We start from the raw sequence: 17,861 nt of genomic DNA, 5'->3' as shown, positions 1-17,861 counted from the left end.
TTAGTTATAAAAAAGGCCAGCGATTAGGCTGACCTTTACTATTAATTAGTATGCTAAATCCAACTTACTTTTTACGTAATGTTGGAGCCGCTTTATCTAATACACCATTTACAAATTTGTGGCTATCTTCTGCTGCGAACACTTTTGCAAGTTCAATCGCTTCATTGATAACAACTTTGTAAGGTACATCGTCACGATTCATCATTTCATAGATAGACATGCGTAATAACGCAAGTTCCATCTGATCAAGATCCTGAAGTGGACGAGATAAGTATGGACGCATTTTACCGTCTAACTTAATGTGGTTAAGAGCAACACCTGAGAAAAGATCGCGGAAGTACGCTACATCAGTCTCTGGAGCTTGTAGTTTAGGCTCTTTTGCATGATGCTCTTCTTCATCATACTTATCTGCAGTTAAAAACTGTTCTTCAATAGCAGCAACATTTTCTTTGCTTATTTGCCATGAATAAATTGCTTGAAGCGCAAATTGACGTGCATTACGACGTGCGGCTGGTTTCACACTAACTCCCATTAGGATTCTATTTGAGACAGAACATTAATCATTTCGAGTGCGCTTAGTGCAGCCTCCGCCCCTTTATTACCAGCCTTGGTACCGGCGCGCTCGATTGCTTGATCGATTGTATCAACAGTCAAAACACCAAATGCCACTGGAATACTGAATTCCAAAGATACTTGTGCTAGACCCTTATTGCATTCACTACATACGTATTCAAAATGTGGTGTACCACCACGGATAACAGAACCCAATGAAACAATTGCATCATATTTTGCTGTTTTAGCTACTCGTTGAGCAACTAATGGTAATTCTACGGCGCCAGGGCAGCGAACAACAGTGATGTTTTCTTCAGATACTTGACCAAAACGCTTTAAAGTGTCGATAGCGCCTGAAAGTAAACTTTCATTAATAAAGCTATTAAAGCGAGAAATGACAATTGCAATTTTCGCATTAGGAGCAGCAACGCCGCCTTCAATTACGTTCATAAGCCTTCCTGTATCTATATTATTCCAATTAAACTGGGTAACTATTTTCAACTACATATCATAGTGAGAATCGGCGAATTCTATCACAGCTTTGTGACAAATATCTAATTATTTGGGCTCTATTTACACAATAGAGCCCATCAATACGCTTATTTTGAAACGTATTCTACTACATTCAGACCAAAGCCTGATAATGAATGATAACGCTTTGAAGACGATGATAACAGGCGCATATCAGAAATACCCATATCAGCTAAGATTTGAGAACCAACACCAACGCGACGCGACGTCCCTTGTTTCTTCGCCATTGTAGGCGATTCTCCGTTATCTTGACGCTCTAACACTTTGATTTTATGAACAATGCTGTCCGTTGACTCTTCATTGCCAAGAATAATAAGTACACCACCTTCGGCTGCAATACGTTGCATTGCTGTTGGTAATGTCCAGCTACGTTCTGCACAACGATCTGAATGAAGAATATCAGTGAAAGTGTCTTGAAGGTGAACTCTTACTAATGGCGCAATACCTGATGTATTTTCTTTTTTCATTGCATAATGAAGTTGATTATCGATCGTGTCACGGTAAGTTACTAAATCAAAATCACCAAACTCTGTCGGTAATTTGCACTCAGCAACACGCTCAATCGTTGTTTCGTTGTTATTACGGTATTCAATTAAGTCAGCAATCGTGCCTAATTTAACATCGTGTTTTTCAGCAAAAATTTCCAAATCAGGACGACGAGCCATTGAACCATCATCATTTAGGATTTCAACGATAACACCTGCTGGTTCAAAACCGGCTAAACGAGCTAGATCACAACCCGCTTCAGTGTGTCCTGCACGAGTTAACACTCCGCCTTCTTGTGCTGCAAGAGGGAAGATGTGGCCTGGCTGAACAAGATCAGCAGCAACGGCATTTTTAGCAACGGCAGCTTCAACAGTGCGAGAACGATCTGCTGCAGAAATACCTGTAGTAACCCCTTCAGCGGCTTCAATAGAAACCGTAAAGTTAGTTGTAAATTGTGCGTTATTGTCTTGCACCATTGGTGGCAGACCTAACTTTTCACAGCGATCTTTTGTCATTGTTAAACAAATTAAACCACGGCCATGTGTTGCCATGAAATTGATCGCTTCTGGTGTGATTTTTTCTGCTGCAATGATTAAATCGCCTTCATTTTCACGATCTTCGTCATCCATCAGGATAACCATCTTACCTAAGCGAATATCTTCAATAATGTCTTTTGCTGAGCTAATTGCCATGTGAAATACCTTTAATATATTAGTTAGGTTAAATGGTTAATTTAAGAAACCTGATTTTGCCAAAAGATCCATCGTAACAGAAGACTGAGGTTGCTCTTCTTTCTGTCCGATCACAAGTCTTTCTAAATATCGTGCAATTAAGTCCACTTCTAAATTCACTTTTTTTCCAACAGTGAATGTATCCATCGTCGTTTCCGATGCTGTGTGGGGCACAATAGTAAGTTTAAATGCATTTTTACGTAAATCGTTCACGGTCAAACTGATACCATCGATCGTTATTGAGCCTTTTTCCACCACATATTTAGCTAAATCTTGTGGTAATTGAATCCAAAATTCGACCGCTCTGCCTGTTTGGTGACGTTCAATTATTTCCCCCACCGCATCAACATGGCCAGAGACGATGTGTCCACCAAAACGAGTGGTCGGCAACATCGCTTTTTCAAGATTAACTTTATCGCCCGCTTTATAATGAACAAAACCAGTACGCTTTAATGTCTCTAAAGACAAATCTGCAGTGTAGCTATTTTTGGTCATGGCAACGACAGTTAGACAAACGCCGTTAGTCGCAATACTGTCGCCTAATTTCACATCACCCATGTCTAATTTGCCAACATTAACTGTGACACTAACATCTTCACCTTTAGGCGTGATGGCTTGAAGTGTACCGATTGATTCGATAATTCCTGTAAACATACGTTACCTTACTATTGTTGCTGTAATTCGAATGTCTTTTCCGACCATTCGAATATCACTAATGTCTAAATTTATTGTCTGAGACATCGCTTCTAACCCTATGAGGTTAACGATACTTCGGCCATCCGCACCCATTAACTTTGGCGCTAAATAGATAATAAGCTCATCGACCAAATCCTCACTAATCATGCTTGCAGCAAGTGTCGCACCAGCTTCAACCCAAAGATGATTTACATTATGTTCTTGGGCTATTTTTTGAATCACATCAGACAAGGCTAATTGGTCATTATTATCAAGTTCACAATACAAGTGACTTTCTGGATGACTAAGGGGATGTGAGGATTGGTGAGAAACGGTAACCACTTTCCCTGTTGTATTAAACAGAGCAAGTTCAGAAGTAAGTTGATGTTGACGATCTAAAATTACACGTAATGGCTGTCTTACTTGTGCTTCTAAATACGTATCTTGAATTGAATAAGGTAAATCACGCCAACGGACATTAAGGGATGCATTATCCTCAATAACCGTTTTTGCCGTCGATAAGATCGCTCCGGCTTGTGCACGATAACGCTGTACATCTTGTCGTGCTTCTTTTGACGTGATCCATTGGCTCACACCATTTTTCAGAGCCGTTTTACCATCTAAACTGGCGGCCATTTTTAATTGAACAAACGGTTTACCCGTTTCCATTCGAGTTAAAAATGAAGGATTCAGTGCACGAGACTCCGCTTCTAATAAGCCGGCCGCAGTCTCTATCCCTGCTGCTTCTAGCATAGCTAAACCACGACCCGCAACTTGTGGGTTTGGATCAACCATGGCACAAATAACTTTTGCTACGCCTGCTTTTATTAGCCCTTCAGCACAAGGGGGGGTTCTACCATAATGAGAACACGGTTCTAAAGTGACATACGCTGTCGCGCCTTTTGCATTTTCACCCGCTTGACGTAACGCGTAGACTTCAGCGTGCGGCTCTCCAGCTTTTAAGTGCGCACCCTCTCCAATAATCAGTCCATTTTTAACCAACACGCAGCCAACATTTGGATTCGGCGCTGTCGTGTAAATGCCTTTTTTTGCCAATGAAATGGCTTTCTGCATCATTTGGTGATCTTGAAGGGTAAATTTCATGTTATTTCTCTAGCTTTGCGATTTCTTCGCCGAACTCTTTTATATCTTCAAAACTGCGATAAACCGATGCAAAGCGAATATAAGCGACTTTATCAAGTTCTTTCAATTGGTCCATAACAAGATTTCCTATCATGTCTGAAGGAACCTCTCTTTCACCCGTAGCTCGTAGCTTTGACTTTATAGTATTCAGAGCTAATTCAACTAAATCCGCACTAACTGGGCGTTTTTCTAGCGAGCGGTATAAGCCTCCAGAAAGCTTATCTTCATTAAAAGGTTCTCGATTGCCGTTGGATTTAATCACTTTAGGCATGACTAATTCGGCTGATTCAAACGTAGTAAAACGTTCATTGCACGCCAAACATTGTCGACGACGGCGAACTTGGTGACCATCAGAAACCAATCGAGAGTCAATAACTTTAGTGTCGGTTGCACTACAAAATGGACAATGCATTCTTGTCTCCTATTATTTTTTATTTAGTGTACAAGAAAAGTGGAACGGTGCCTACATTCAAGCTAAAGAAGAGAGGTTTAGAGTAAGGTAAATTTAATACTATTAATCAAAATATCAATTAGATTTATCAATGCCCCTTTATACTCGCATTAATTAGAGGGTTACTCATGCCACTATCGAAACGACTCGTGCAGGCGAATAAGGCTGAGGCTTTGCCGTTATAGCTGATGAGGAGAAAAAGATTACTCAACGTCGCCAAGAACTCACTGGTGATATTCGTCATTTTGAAAATGAAGTGATAAACATTGAACATTGAACATTGAACATTGAACAAACAATGTCGGAATTAACAATTCAGATGAATACTATCAAGGTCTCGCTCTGATTTATTTGTCATAAACTCGCAATCTAGAGAGTTACAAGATATATTTAAAAGATAATTTAGCTTAAAGGAATAATCAAAATGAAAAAGATCAGTCTAGCGTGTGTGTTGGCCCTTGTTTTAGCTGGTTGTAGCAGCGCTCCAAAACAGCAAGATAATTACCAAGATGCATCTTTTGAGCTATGTAATACAGAAGTAAAAGTTTATTCGGTAAGTGATGATGGCCGTGTTCGTATCGTATGTAGCGATGGCTCTAAATTCCAACTGAACAATGAAAAGACATTAGATATCATGCGTGATATCAACGTTGATTACTGTACTGGTGAAGGTCTAGGCAAATTTAATGAAACAAGCCGTTACTACACTTTCCAATGTAAATCTGGCGCGTTGATTAATATTAATAAGTAAGTTTTTATTTAATTTACTTACTTATAGTAAAAAGCCCCCGAGCCTTGATGGTTCGGGGGCTTTTTTAGTTAATATCGCTTAATTACTTAATATTAAATTAGGTAACGAATTAATATTAAGTGGGCTTACTTCAGGTTTTTCTAAGCGTAATCTTGTTAATTCATTTAACCCTGCATCACTAATTCCACCCGAGTACACTTTAGTACCATCGGCATTAGTTACAGAGGTTTCTCCCACATTCCATGTAGTGAAGAAATCTCTTAAATCATAGCCTGATACATAAGAGCTACATACCATCATTAGATCACCAGCGCTTAAGCCTGTATCGTGAGAACTACAATAGTTAATGCCTTGATCACCTTGTTGATCACCACGAGCTTTACGATGCATCAGCTTAATCATGTTCCAGCCTTGATCTTGATTGTAAATAGCAGGTTTAGTTTCGCCATCAGCATACCAACGATCAATGTCGAAATAACTTTCAGCCCAAATCTTCAGTTGGCCAAACATCACTAAACGAAGTCCAGCATCACCATGACTCCATGCGTGACCATTATTAGATCTTAACCAAGTTGGCGCTTTTTGAATACTCGTTCTAATACGATCCATTTCTGGGTTAGCATTGCGGCCTTCTAATTCTTGCATATACAGAGCTAGAAGATTGTTTGTCACTTCTGTGCTACCCGGCGCCGAGAATGGTGCTGAAGCAAGGTTATGACCAACTTCGTGCCATACCAACCAATCATCAATTGCATTTGTTGGTATTTTATTTGAGTCAGCATTAAATGAACTACTCATCACAGGATAACCAGAATGTGCCGCACCAATCGAAATCTGTACATCATTCACAAAACGATGGCGGAACTCTTTTAGCTCTGGATAAGTAAAGCGACGATGTTGACCATCAGCACTCTCTTCATCACGACCGTAAAAATCACTTGCTGCATCAGCAAAGCGGTTCATATTTTTACTGAATTCATTAAGATCAACTGTCTTAACATTATTAAGAGCAGTGGTGTAAATAAATGAACCCGTATCAATTTCTGCGATTGGCGCAGTTGAAGAATCAGGTGTATTTACCCACTCACCAAGGTTACTCGCAGGATCTTTTTTCCACCATGCCGATTTTTCAACACCGTCCAAATTAAATTCAGCGACTGTTGAAGTGCCACTCAATGTCTCTGTAGGTTTAATATAAATTAGACCACCATAAGGGACTTTAAATGTTGTTGTATAACCATCGTGAGCAAAGCTCATCTGCATTCTAGGAGGACGGTTTAAGCTTGTCTCATGTTGTGGCTTACCTGTTAAATCATCCGCCATCATAACGGTAATCATTGCAGTCACACCATCACGAACCGTAACCTCACTTAATTGAGGAGCCCATAAGCCTGTTGATTGATTATTTCCCGCAGAGTAGCTTACCGCTTTACCTGCTGTCTCAATATTAACAGCTTCAGATGTTGTCGCACCAACGGTTCGACCTGGGTATTTAGTCGTATCAACCGTTATTTCGTGATCCCAGAAAGAACGACCTAACATAATGCGAGTTAACGGTTTTTCCATGTAATTTAGTGGGTAGCTTGGATTCATTTGTCCCAGAAGTTCACCCTCACCATGGATCATCCCATTTCCAATTAACTTAGTAGCCAAATCATCAGGGCAAGTTAATCCATTACCATGCGCATTATTGGTATAACAGTTAAGGAAACCAACCGCAGTTTTAAATCCTAATTCATCTTGAACATTAGAATCATAAGCGTATGGGTTATCGTTCCACATCCAAATCGAAAGATTATCGTAGGTCTGATTTAGCTCGACCGTAGATAAACGCGTTCCTTGCTTACCTTTGGTGCGGTAATAAAGCTCATGCTCCATTAGTGCATTAAAGTTATCACCAAGGTTTGCTGCTTTAACCATGCTTTCTACAATATATTGACTCATCTGATAACGGTCAAAATCAGCACGCCCATAAGCACCACGAGTTTCAATACCATCACCTTGACGAGTTTCTATACAGTTAAACTCATACTCATAAGAATGAGTACATAAAGGTGTTCCTTTAAATGCTGCTTGTAATTCAGATATAGCAGCTGCTCTCTCTTCACCATTCTGAACGAAAATACGAGCAAACTTAGTCTCTACTATAGGAACGCCATCTTTATCTAATAAAGGGGCACCTTTATCATCACGTTTGATCATTTCATAAGTTGGAATTTCAAACTTAATCTTAGTTTCATCTTTAGTCCATTCAACCGAACCATCTTGATTTACTGTATACGGTTGTTGTCCATCCACATCTTGGAAGCGTTCAAGAACCACCATTTCATATTGGCTCTTCACATGAAGGTTTGGAGATGGTGCTTGACAATAATATGACGAACCACAAAATGCTTGTGACGTTGGTGTAACGTTACTCCCACCTAATGAAACACCAGCAGAATCGGCTAAACGCCCAATAGGTTCAGGGTTAGTCACCTTATCAATTGCATCCATAAATACAACACTGCCGCCTTCATTAATGTAAGTAATTAAAGCAGTAATATCATCTTGGCTTAGATTGGGATTTTCTAAATCAGCAATAAAACGATGGCTCATACCATCACCTTGAGGTTTAGGTGGATAAGCCTGAAGAATTAATAACGGCGTTTCACTTGCTGATAAGCGTCCAGAAAACCCGTCCTTAGTTAACATTTCAACAGATGGCGAGAAACCAAAAGACGGGTTTACAAAGAAATCATACGCATTGCCGTGAGAAGTGCCTGAACGTAAAGCAGTAGCAACTTCAATATTTGTTGCAATGTTAATACCTTTAATTGACTTATCGTTATTTAACCACGTAAAAAGGTTATTAAAGAAAGTCTTCATACTGCCATTATCATTACGAGGATCGTTAGCTAAATCAAACGATGATGTACATGATTGTAATACAGGATCAATTCTTAGTGCATCATTAGCCCAATAGTTATCAGGACATGAAATAATACTTGGGTACATGCTATTACCCATAAATACCACTTTACCAGAACCAATTTCGCCAGCAGTAACAAAAGGAAAACCAAAAGTAGCGTTATCTTTTGAAACTAAAGGGATCTGTGCCATCTCAATAGTTGGATGAACGGCAATATAAGGGCGACCTTCACGAGTCCACGCTTGCTGCTCTCCAAAAGGAATATCCTTATTGATATCCGCACGAGGCATCATAATAGGAAATGCTCGGTTAGATAAATTTAACGCTCGCATTCCTCTTGTATAGCCTGTTGCACCATAAAAGCTACCGTTATCATTGAAGACATGAAAACTAGTTACCCCACTAAATATTTTAGTTAGAGAATCGGTTACATAAGTACCATTATCTAGTGAGAATACATGAGAGATATCTGAAGAATAAAATGAGACTGGTTGCTGTTGTAACTCGGCATCAATAGCAGCAGTTAACCCATTTTGGAATTGTGAATCAAATTCATTCGGTAATAAAAACTCTGTTCCTTCAATTTTACCACCATTAGGTAAACTTAAATTAATCAGTTCGTTGATTACATTTGGGTAAAGAGAAAACGTCTCTTGAACTTTATCAGAGATAAGCAGCCCATAATTTTTATTTTCTGCATATCGTGTAATTAACGATTGAATATTCGTTTTTACTACCGCATTGTCACTAACGTCTGTGATCTTATAACTAACTTGATTACCAGCTACACTGCCGAATTCAAAGGTATCAATACCAAAGGTAAGCTTGTCACCCCACAAGTATTCAAACTCGCCATTTTCACCCGTTATACCTACCGCATTAGCTGAAAAGAAGTTAATTCCCACTAATGGCGTACCTGTATTATCCGTTAACTGGCTCTTAGTTAATACTTTCGCTTCAGCACTTGGTTTATAGGCATAGCTATTTTCTGCACTAGCAGAAACAAAGCCACTATTTAAATCATTACTTGTTCCTGGTGTCACTTCAGGCACAATATCAGCATCAACGTGTGAACTAGGAGCTTTACCTACTTCATCAGTCGCTTCTTCTTCTTTTAGCGCAATAAAAGCATCAACCGTAGCCTGGTCTGCTAAGTTTTCATCCGTATAAATTCCTTGAATATCAAACGAATCTATTTTGTTTAAACAAATTTCATCTTGCCCGCATGTCGAGATAGATTGTAAAACAACCGTGGCATTTATACCTTTACTATCTTCTAGGTCAAAAGAAGCTAGAAGTGTCGCATTACTTACATTGATTGCTTTATCACTAGGGAATGGAGCATTGAAACTACCTAATTCAACGCCACCGAAAAAGCAGCTAAATGCTTGCCCTTGTTTAACGCCGAATGTTCCAGTGTCTATAGCTAACCCATTACCATTACATTCAACATCACCTGTAATTGCTTTTCCAGATGCGACTAACGTTCCGGTATAAGTAACTGGCGGAATAATATCCGTAGGAGGGATTGGCTCTGGTTCCGGTGGAATAATATCTGTCGGCGGAATAGTTTCAGGTTTAGTCGAATTGCCCCCACCAACCTCTATACTTTCTTGATTACAGCCAGCAAGCAGCATTGATATCAACGATGCTAATAATAATTTTTTACTCATGATTCAACCTATTAGAAGTACTGAAACTAAACGTTCAGTTCACTGAGATCGAAACATACCACACTTATTTTTACTTATTCTCAAAAAAAATACAGAAATAGAATAAAAATCATGATTCATGAATTTTTTCTCATACTTATTATAAATTATCTGTACTTTAGTTCACCGTTATTAACTTGAAAGTCATATAAATAACCAACAAAAAAGGCTAGCCCACAACAGGCTAGCCTTTCAAATTTAATGGATCGAAAAGTGTTAAGCGTATACAGGTAAACGCTTACAAATTTCTAATACTTTCGCTTTTGTTGCTTCAATAACAGACTCATCGCCCATGTTGTCTAGAATGTCACACATCCAGCCAGCAAGGTTTTTCGCATCTTCTTCAGAGAAGCCACGACGAGTAATTGAAGGAGAACCAACACGGATACCAGAAGTAACAAATGGGCTACGTGGATCGTTTGGTACTGAGTTCTTGTTAACCGTAATGTTAGCTGAACCTAGTGCCGCATCTGCTTCTTTACCAGTGATGTCTTTATCAATTAAATCAACTAGGAATAGGTGATTTTCAGTAGAGCCTGAAACGATGTTGTAACCACGAGCAAGAAACTCAGCAACCATTGCTTTTGCATTGGCAACAACACGAACTTGGTATTCTTTAAATTCTGGTTCTAGTGCTTCTTTAAATGCCACCGCTTTACCAGCGATAACGTGCATTAGAGGGCCACCTTGACCACCAGGGAATACAGCTGAGTTCAGTTTCTTGTAAAGATCTTCGCCTTCGTTAGAAAGAATAAGACCACCACGAGGACCCGCCAATGTTTTATGCGTTGTTGTTGTTACTACATGAGCGTGTGGCACCGGGTTAGGGTAAACACCAGCAGCAATAAGACCCGCTACGTGAGCCATATCTACGAAGAAGTAAGCACCAACTTTGTCTGCGATTTCACGCATACGCGCCCAATCACATATTTGAGAGTAAGCAGAGAAACCACCGATGATCATCTTAGGTTTATGTTCTATTGCTAGCGCTTCCATTTCTTCGTAGTCAATTTGACCCGCTTCATCAATACCGTAAGGAATGATGTTATAAAGCTTACCTGAGAAGTTTACTGGAGAACCGTGAGTTAAGTGACCACCGTGAGCAAGGCTCATACCTAACACTGTATCGCCAGCGTTTAGTAGTGCCATGTAAACTGCGTTATTCGCTTGAGAACCAGAATGTGGCTGTACGTTTGCGTATTCAGCACCAAACAGTTCACATGCACGGTTAATAGCCAGTGTTTCTACTTTATCAACAAACTCACAGCCGCCGTAGTAACGCTTACCTGGGTAACCTTCTGCATATTTGTTTGTTAGTTGTGAACCTTGAGCTTCCATCACTCGTGGGCTAGTGTAGTTTTCAGAAGCAATCAGCTCGATATGCTCTTCTTGACGTACTGTCTCTTCCTGGATTGCTGCAAACAAGTCTGCATCGTAATCTGCAATGTTCATATCACGCTTAAGCATCTGTATCTCCTGACTCAGATAAATATAAAACCCAAAAATAGCCCAGTGACGCAAACGATTACGTCACTAGTCTTAACTGCAACGTATTCTACATAATTTGATCTGGATCAGATACCCTAAATAGTACTTTTCTTTGTTATTTCTGTTGAGGATTCCTCATTATCAACATGAAAGATACTCAAGAAGTGTCAATCTTTAGCTTTACACTATGTAAAGCGTTTACTACAAAACCAACACTGTATTTACCTACCAGTAATTGCTTAAATTCAGAATCACACTATTCTTGCGTGCATTATTTCATTGGTATTAGTAAACAGACTCAATTGTTATGGAAAAAATAAAACACACGCATAAGGAAGATGTCATTGCCATTTTGACTGGCACCTTTTTAGTTTCTCAAGGTATTTTCTTTTTACAAGCAGCTCAGTTACTTACAGGTGGCACAACTGGACTGGCATTATTAATCAGTCAAATGAGTGGGATCAGTTTTGGTATTTTATATTTTGTATGTAACTTACCGTTTTACGCTTTAGCTTGGCAGCGATTTGGAAAACGTTTTGCAGTAACCAGTTTAATTTCCGGCTGTCTTGTTTCTGTTATGACTGACCACTTAAATATGATGATTTCAGTTGATCATATCAATGATATTTACTGCGCTATTGCTGGTGGGTTATTAATGGGCTTAGGTATGCTGATCTTATTTAGGCACCGTTCAAGCCTTGGTGGCTTTAATGTTTTATGTCTACTTATCCAAGAAAAATTTGGTATTTCAGTCGGTAAAGTTCAGATGGTTATCGACTTCTGTATTTTAAGTGCCTCTTTCTTTTTTATTACGCCGTGGCTATTGGCCATTTCTGTTCTTGGTGCCGTTGTATTAAATATTGTGCTTGCTATGAATCATAAACCAAATCGCTATATTGTGACTTACGGTTCATAACTTTAATAAAACTGATCCACATAAATAGTTACTCTGATATTGATGTGAATTGGTATAACACGCTGTCATAAAAAATGGCCATGTATCGCGATGATACGTGGCCATTTTCATTCATTATCATTTAATTACAGCACAGTTTTTCAATGCCACTCGACCAAGATCTAATCTGGCTTCTTCACCTTTTCCTTGAAAGGTAATTGCTGTACTCATATCCGGCATACCATCCTCTGAAATGTACTTCATACCAGATGCAGACACTGCTCGCTTCAATGCATAATCTTCTTTTGGTAATTGCAATAACGCATTATCTTCATTGAATGTAATCCGAAAACTTCGTCCCTCTTCACACTGATAATGAACAGGTTTTGCAGTTCCCATGTCAGGCATCTGGGATGAACACCCCGCGAGTACCCCAAAAGCAATCAATACGAGTAATTTTTTCATAATAGCCTCAGTTGTTTTTATTAACTATAGGATAAAACAGGTAAAAACAGATGTTTCAAAAAAGATATTTATTTATATAAATGACAAGCAACTTCATGACCGGAATTATTTAAAATCTTTCTTTGTGGTTCCTCTTTGAAGCATTGCTTTTCTGCTTTTGGACATCTCGTTGAAAATCGACACCCTTTTGGAGGATTAATTGGTGATGGTACATCGCCAGTCAAAATAATTCGCTCTTTCCCTCTAAATCTAGGATGAGAAACAGGGATTGCGGATAATAAAGCTTCTGTATAAGGGTGTTTAGGAAAATGATAAAGCGTCTCTGATTGCCCATACTCCACAATTTGACCTAAATACATTACGGCTACTTTATCTGAAATATGTTTAACCACAGAAAGATCATGAGCAATAAAAATCAGTGCGAGATTCATCTCTCGTTGTAAATCCAATAATAAATTCACAATTTGTGCTTGAACAGACACATCTAATGCAGATACCGACTCATCACACACAATTAACTTTGGTTTCAATGCTATCGCTCTTGCAATGCCAATTCGTTGTTTTTGGCCACCTGAAAACTCATGAGGATAACGAGTCACAGCGCTTACTGGTAAACCGACTTTAATTAATAATTCTTCTACCCACTGTTTACGCTCTTCTTTTGAGCCGACTCCATGAATAACAAATGGTTCTTCCAAGATCATTTCAACGGTATGTCTTGGATTTAATGACTCGGTTGGATCTTGAAAGATAATCTGCATTTCTTGGCGAAGTGATCGCATCTCTTTATTTCCAAGATGAGTAATATCTTGTCCTTCAAAAAAAATACGACCCGCCGTTGGTTCAAATAACTTTAATAAACTGCGACCAAGGGTACTTTTACCACAACCAGATTCACCAACTAAACCCAGTGTTTCGCCTTTATTTACGCTTAAAGAAACGCCATCAACCGCGTGAACGACATAGCCCTTATTAAAGATCCCTTTACCTGAGTAAAAATACTGTTTGAGATCATCTACTCTCAATAATTCACTCATTTTATCACCTCATTATTAATCACTAATGCGTTGCTAAAATGACAACTCACTTGATGCAATAATCCAACTTCACTCATCATTGGAATTTCAATGTCACATCTCTCCTGCTTGTATTTACAACGAGTAGAGAAACGACAGCCACTTGGCATCTCATTAAGTGAAGGGACGGTTCCTTGAATAGTCTCTAGTTCTGTTTTTGGTTGAAGGCTCAAACTTGGCATTGAAGACATTAAGCCTTTTGTATATGGGTGAGTTGGATTATCAAATAACTCAAAAATACCCGCTTGTTCAGCCACTCTTCCGGCATACATCACGACCACTTCATCACATATTTCAGCGACAACGCCTAAATCATGAGTAATAAAGATAATCGACATGCCCGTTTCATCCTGCAGGTTTTTCATTAACTCTAAAATCTGGGCTTGAATGGTCACATCTAATGCCGTTGTCGGTTCATCACAAATCAAAATATCAGGCTCACAAGCGAGAGCAATAGCTATCATCACTCGTTGACGCATACCACCAGATAAATTATGTGGATATTCGTGCAATCGTGCTTCTGGAGACGGCATCCCCACTTTTTCAAGCATTTCGATGGAATACGCCAAGCGCTGCTTTTTATCTAAATCAGATCGGTGAAGTTCTAATACTTCATTAATTTGCTTCCCAATGGTGTGCACTGGATTTAATGCTGTCATTGGATCTTGGAATATCATTGAAATACGATTACCACGCATTTCATACAATTTCTCTGTGCTTAACTGGGTTAAGTCGGTTTCATCATAGAAAATACACCCGCTAACCACATTTCCGTAAGGCTTGGGAAGTAGTCCCATAATAGACATGGCGGTCACACTTTTTCCGCAGCCTGATTCACCCACAATACCAATTGTTTTTCCTTTAGGCACTTGAAAGCTAACACCATCAAGCACTCGAACTGTTCCATCGTCCGTTTGAAACTCTGTCACTAAATCTTCAACAGATAATACGATTTTCCTTTCCATATACATCTTCACTTTTATTATTATAATTTTGAGCGAGAAGATCCCTCACCTCGCTTTTTCTCGTTCTATAAAGACTGATTTTAACGTTACAGTTTATAGGTATCATCAATAATAATGACTGGTTCAAACGTTTTATCTGACTTCATTGCGGCTTTAGTTTCCTTCTTGGCTTTTTCATCAATCCAAAAAGTACTGAACGTTTGAGAAAAACCCCAACCATGAAATAGATAACCCGTCTGCTTAGTCGCTATTGGAGCAGGCAATTTCACCCAACGCCAATAACCCGCACGAGCATAAGGCACCATATACCCGGGAACGATAACATTTGCATCAGCTATAACTTGCTGGATCTCACGAGATAGTGCTTGTTTTTTTTCAATATCAAATTCATTTTTGAATGAAATGATTAACGCATCTAACTCAGGTGAAGAGAAATTAGTAAAGTGGTTGGTTTGTGGTTTATTGGCATTGTCGGAATGGAAGTATTCCCAATAAGCAGGGATCTCACCGGTTCCCATATTATGGAAGGAGATATCATGTTTTTTCTCAAGTACATATTTAAACATACTTGACCCATCAATAAGATTAAGCTCGAGATCCAATCCCGCCTGTTTTGCTTGCTCCCTTAACACTGCGACACGTGGTGTAAAGGATTGTTGAGAATACGTCACCGCAAAACTTAAACGTTCACCTTTATCATTAAGACGAATACCATCAGACCCTACCGTTGTAAAACCCGCTTTTTCAAAATATGTAATCGCTTTCTTCGCATCAAACTTAGGTGCTTTTAACTCTGTATTATCATAACCGGGATGACCAAATCCCATGCCATTTGGTTTACGAGAATAATCCCCACGCAACACCTTCTCTATCATCATGTCAAAATCCGTCGAATACATAATGCCTTGACGAACATTAATATCATTTAACATTGGTTTTGACGTATTTAACCATAAACCACCAGCACCAACTGCAGCTTCGTTATATACCCACGCCTTTTGAATATAGCCTTTTTGATAATTTTTCCCTTCTGATTTGTCATGCCATAAATCAGGGCGCACTAAATCAAACGTATCTAAATTGCCTTTTTCAAAATGCTTTAACGCAATGTCAGCATCACGAATAACTTTGATATTAATTTTTTCTACGTTATAGCGATTTTGATTGTATTTATTCTCATAGCCCCACCACTCTTTACCTACGTGTTTAAAGGTGATGTTCTTCCCTTTTTTAATCTTATCGATGTAGTAAGGGCCAGTTACAGGCTCTGGTTTAAAGTTATATTTACGGACGAATTTATCATCAATACCATCATTATTTTCATCGATTTTGGGCTCACCATAGAAGTGCTTAGGACGAGGCATTAAATTGGTATAGGCGATAAGCTCATCACGATTTCGAGCTTTTGCTGATACGATTGCAATAGTGTGTTTATCAAACGTAATTATATCTGCAATGTCATTAGTAAAGAAATCGTTGTACCAAGGGGCAACAATGTCGGTTGAACGCATTAGCTTCAACATAAACTGATAATCATCCGCTGTGACTGGTTTATCATCACTCCACGTTGCCTTAGGGTTTAATTTAAAATAAACGGTTTTATTATCGTCCCCAAACGCCCATGATTGAGCCAAACCCGGTAACCATTCATTAGTATTAGGGTGTTTAATCAGTGGTGGTAAACTTGCTTCTAGGATCCATGCTCTGAATGAACCATTAGAATCTGGCCCAACCGTCCGAAACGTTTGAGGAAAACTCAAGGTATAGGTTCTAAAAGTACCACCAAACTCGGCTTGAGAAGAGGCAAATATTGGCGCGGTATCGTTCGTCTGCCATTGTAAGTTTGCAGGAAGATCAGCCGAAAATACATTTACACTGAACAAAGCCGCGGTTGATACTGACAGTAATATCAGCCTCTTTTTTATCGTCATAAGTCCCTTCCTATTTATTATTTATTCCATTAAACGATTAAATGAAATTACTCATATCGCGTATGTTTCTTGGGATCAAAAGCTTCACGTATCCCCTCACCAATAAAAGTCACCATAATTAATACCGTAACAATAGCAGTCACAACAGAAGTCGCTATCCAAGGTGAATCTAAATTGGATTTACCTTGTTGTAGCAACTCTCCCCAACTTGGGGTTGGAGGCATAAGTCCTAATCCTAAATAATCCAAAGCGGTTAGTGCGGTGATATTGGCCACAATAGTGAAGGGGGCTAATGTCACAATCATGACCATCGTATTGGGTAAAATATGATGAAATAATATGCGTGAATTAGATGCCCCTAATGCTTTTGCTGCCATCACATATTCTCTGGATTTTTCTTTATAGGTCATGGTTCTCATATACCATGTCATTCCCATCCAGCCAAACATGACATTAATTAAGGTAAAGAGCATAAAGCTTGGTTTCATGATTGAGACTAATATCATGATGACGTATAAAAACGGCACCATAGACCAAATTTCAATAAAGCGTTGGAAGAACAAATCGAACTTTCCACCAAAGAAGCCCATCGCACACCCAACAGAAACCCCTATCGCATAAGAGATGACTAACGTAATAAGCGCAAAACCCATCGCTATCCTAAAACCATAGGTCAAGCGCGATAAAATATCTCGACCAATCGTGTCGGTGCCTAGGTAATGCTTGTCTTCAATGCTTGGTTCTGTTGGTGGAAAATCGCCAGAGAAATCTTGCTCGTAAGGATTCCAAGGCACTATAGGCATAATGACGAAGTTACCTTCACTTTCTTGTTCAAACTTAAGTTGTAATTCTCTGTAGTTGGCTTCATGTACATACCCTAAACCAAAGGTGTCTCCTGATTTCACATCACCATAAGTAGGGAAATGCCACTGACCTTGGTAGCTAACAAGCAAAGCTCTACTATTAACAAAAACTTCAGCAAAAATAGACAGTACCAATAACAAAGATAAAATTAGGAAAGACCAATAACCGCGTTTTATTCCTTTAAATCGTTGAACTTTCTTTTGCGTTAATGGACTTAAATTTAAAATAAACGAC

Annotated in this window: 15 protein-coding genes; 2 read left to right on the top strand and 13 right to left on the bottom strand. The window is 39.0% G+C overall.

Annotation, left to right across the window (positions count from 1 at the left end):
* Positions 1-64 precede the first annotated feature (64 nt).
* From nusB to nrdR, 6 genes are all read right to left on the bottom strand, one after another.
* Positions 65-532 carry a transcription antitermination factor NusB gene (nusB, locus tag A6E06_RS10905; RefSeq protein WP_012549698.1) on the bottom strand — a complete coding sequence of 156 codons (468 nt, stop codon included), beginning with the start codon at positions 530-532 and terminating at the stop codon, positions 65-67.
* Positions 532-1,002, bottom strand: a complete 471-nt coding sequence (gene ribE, locus A6E06_RS10900) for a 6,7-dimethyl-8-ribityllumazine synthase (RefSeq protein WP_065592104.1) — start codon at positions 1,000-1,002, stop codon at positions 532-534. The genes nusB and ribE overlap by 1 nt, the downstream gene beginning before the upstream one ends.
* A gap of 149 nt (positions 1,003-1,151) precedes the next feature.
* Positions 1,152-2,261 carry a bifunctional 3,4-dihydroxy-2-butanone-4-phosphate synthase/GTP cyclohydrolase II gene (gene ribBA / locus A6E06_RS10895; RefSeq protein ID WP_065592103.1) on the bottom strand — a complete coding sequence of 370 codons (1,110 nt, stop codon included), beginning with the start codon at positions 2,259-2,261 and terminating at the stop codon, positions 1,152-1,154.
* Positions 2,262-2,297: 36 nt separating this feature from the next.
* Entirely contained in the window at positions 2,298-2,954 is a 657-nt protein-coding gene (locus A6E06_RS10890; protein WP_017023076.1) for a riboflavin synthase, read from the bottom strand.
* Positions 2,955-2,957: 3 nt separating this feature from the next.
* Positions 2,958-4,079, bottom strand: a complete 1,122-nt coding sequence (gene ribD, locus A6E06_RS10885; RefSeq protein ID WP_065592102.1) for a bifunctional diaminohydroxyphosphoribosylaminopyrimidine deaminase/5-amino-6-(5-phosphoribosylamino)uracil reductase RibD — start codon at positions 4,077-4,079, stop codon at positions 2,958-2,960.
* A 1-nt stretch (position 4,080) separates the two neighbouring features.
* On the bottom strand, positions 4,081-4,530 hold the full coding sequence (nrdR, locus tag A6E06_RS10880; RefSeq protein ID WP_065592101.1) for a transcriptional regulator NrdR: 450 nt from the start codon (positions 4,528-4,530) through the stop codon (positions 4,081-4,083).
* Between the two features lie 463 nt (positions 4,531-4,993).
* Between nrdR and A6E06_RS10875 the strand changes: the two genes are divergently transcribed.
* A complete protein-coding gene (locus tag A6E06_RS10875) occupies positions 4,994-5,320 on the top strand; it encodes a hypothetical protein (protein ID WP_065592100.1) in 327 nt (108 codons plus the stop codon).
* A gap of 78 nt (positions 5,321-5,398) precedes the next feature.
* Here A6E06_RS10875 and A6E06_RS10870 read toward each other — a convergent pair whose 3' ends face one another.
* Positions 5,399-9,904 (bottom strand): SslE/AcfD family lipoprotein zinc metalloprotease, encoded by a 4,506-nt coding sequence (locus A6E06_RS10870; protein ID WP_065592099.1) that lies wholly within the window; start codon positions 9,902-9,904, stop codon positions 5,399-5,401.
* A gap of 255 nt (positions 9,905-10,159) precedes the next feature.
* Positions 10,160-11,410: a serine hydroxymethyltransferase gene (gene glyA / locus A6E06_RS10865; RefSeq protein WP_012549648.1), complete on the bottom strand. Its 1,251-nt coding sequence runs from the start codon at positions 11,408-11,410 to the stop codon at positions 10,160-10,162.
* 328 nt (positions 11,411-11,738) lie between these two features.
* Between glyA and A6E06_RS10860 the strand changes: the two genes are divergently transcribed.
* Positions 11,739-12,347, top strand: coding sequence for a YitT family protein (locus tag A6E06_RS10860; protein WP_065592098.1), 609 nt, complete (start codon positions 11,739-11,741; stop codon positions 12,345-12,347).
* 117 nt (positions 12,348-12,464) lie between these two features.
* On the opposite strand, the gene A6E06_RS10855 is transcribed toward A6E06_RS10860, so the two are convergent.
* From A6E06_RS10855 to A6E06_RS10835, 5 genes are all read right to left on the bottom strand, one after another.
* The gene (locus A6E06_RS10855; protein ID WP_065592097.1) at positions 12,465-12,791 is read right to left on the bottom strand and encodes an MliC family protein; all 327 of its coding nucleotides are present in this window, start codon (positions 12,789-12,791) and stop codon (positions 12,465-12,467) included.
* Positions 12,792-12,859: 68 nt separating this feature from the next.
* The gene (locus tag A6E06_RS10850) at positions 12,860-13,828 is read right to left on the bottom strand and encodes an ABC transporter ATP-binding protein (RefSeq protein WP_065592096.1); all 969 of its coding nucleotides are present in this window, start codon (positions 13,826-13,828) and stop codon (positions 12,860-12,862) included.
* Positions 13,825-14,832: an ABC transporter ATP-binding protein gene (locus A6E06_RS10845; protein WP_065592095.1), complete on the bottom strand. Its 1,008-nt coding sequence runs from the start codon at positions 14,830-14,832 to the stop codon at positions 13,825-13,827. The genes A6E06_RS10850 and A6E06_RS10845 overlap by 4 nt, the downstream gene beginning before the upstream one ends.
* A gap of 86 nt (positions 14,833-14,918) precedes the next feature.
* Complete coding sequence (locus A6E06_RS10840; protein WP_065592157.1) at positions 14,919-16,757, bottom strand: extracellular solute-binding protein; 1,839 nt, start codon at positions 16,755-16,757, stop codon at positions 14,919-14,921.
* A 53-nt stretch (positions 16,758-16,810) separates the two neighbouring features.
* Positions 16,811-17,854 carry an ABC transporter permease gene (locus tag A6E06_RS10835; RefSeq protein WP_176703475.1) on the bottom strand — a complete coding sequence of 348 codons (1,044 nt, stop codon included), beginning with the start codon at positions 17,852-17,854 and terminating at the stop codon, positions 16,811-16,813.
* Positions 17,855-17,861 lie beyond the last annotated feature (7 nt).

Origin of the sequence: Aliivibrio sp. 1S175, from assembly GCF_001690985.1 — a bacterium.
Classification (GTDB): domain Bacteria; phylum Pseudomonadota; class Gammaproteobacteria; order Enterobacterales; family Vibrionaceae; genus Aliivibrio.
Note: the sequence above shows the minus strand (reverse complement) of the source record. Positions and strands in the feature narration are given on the sequence as shown.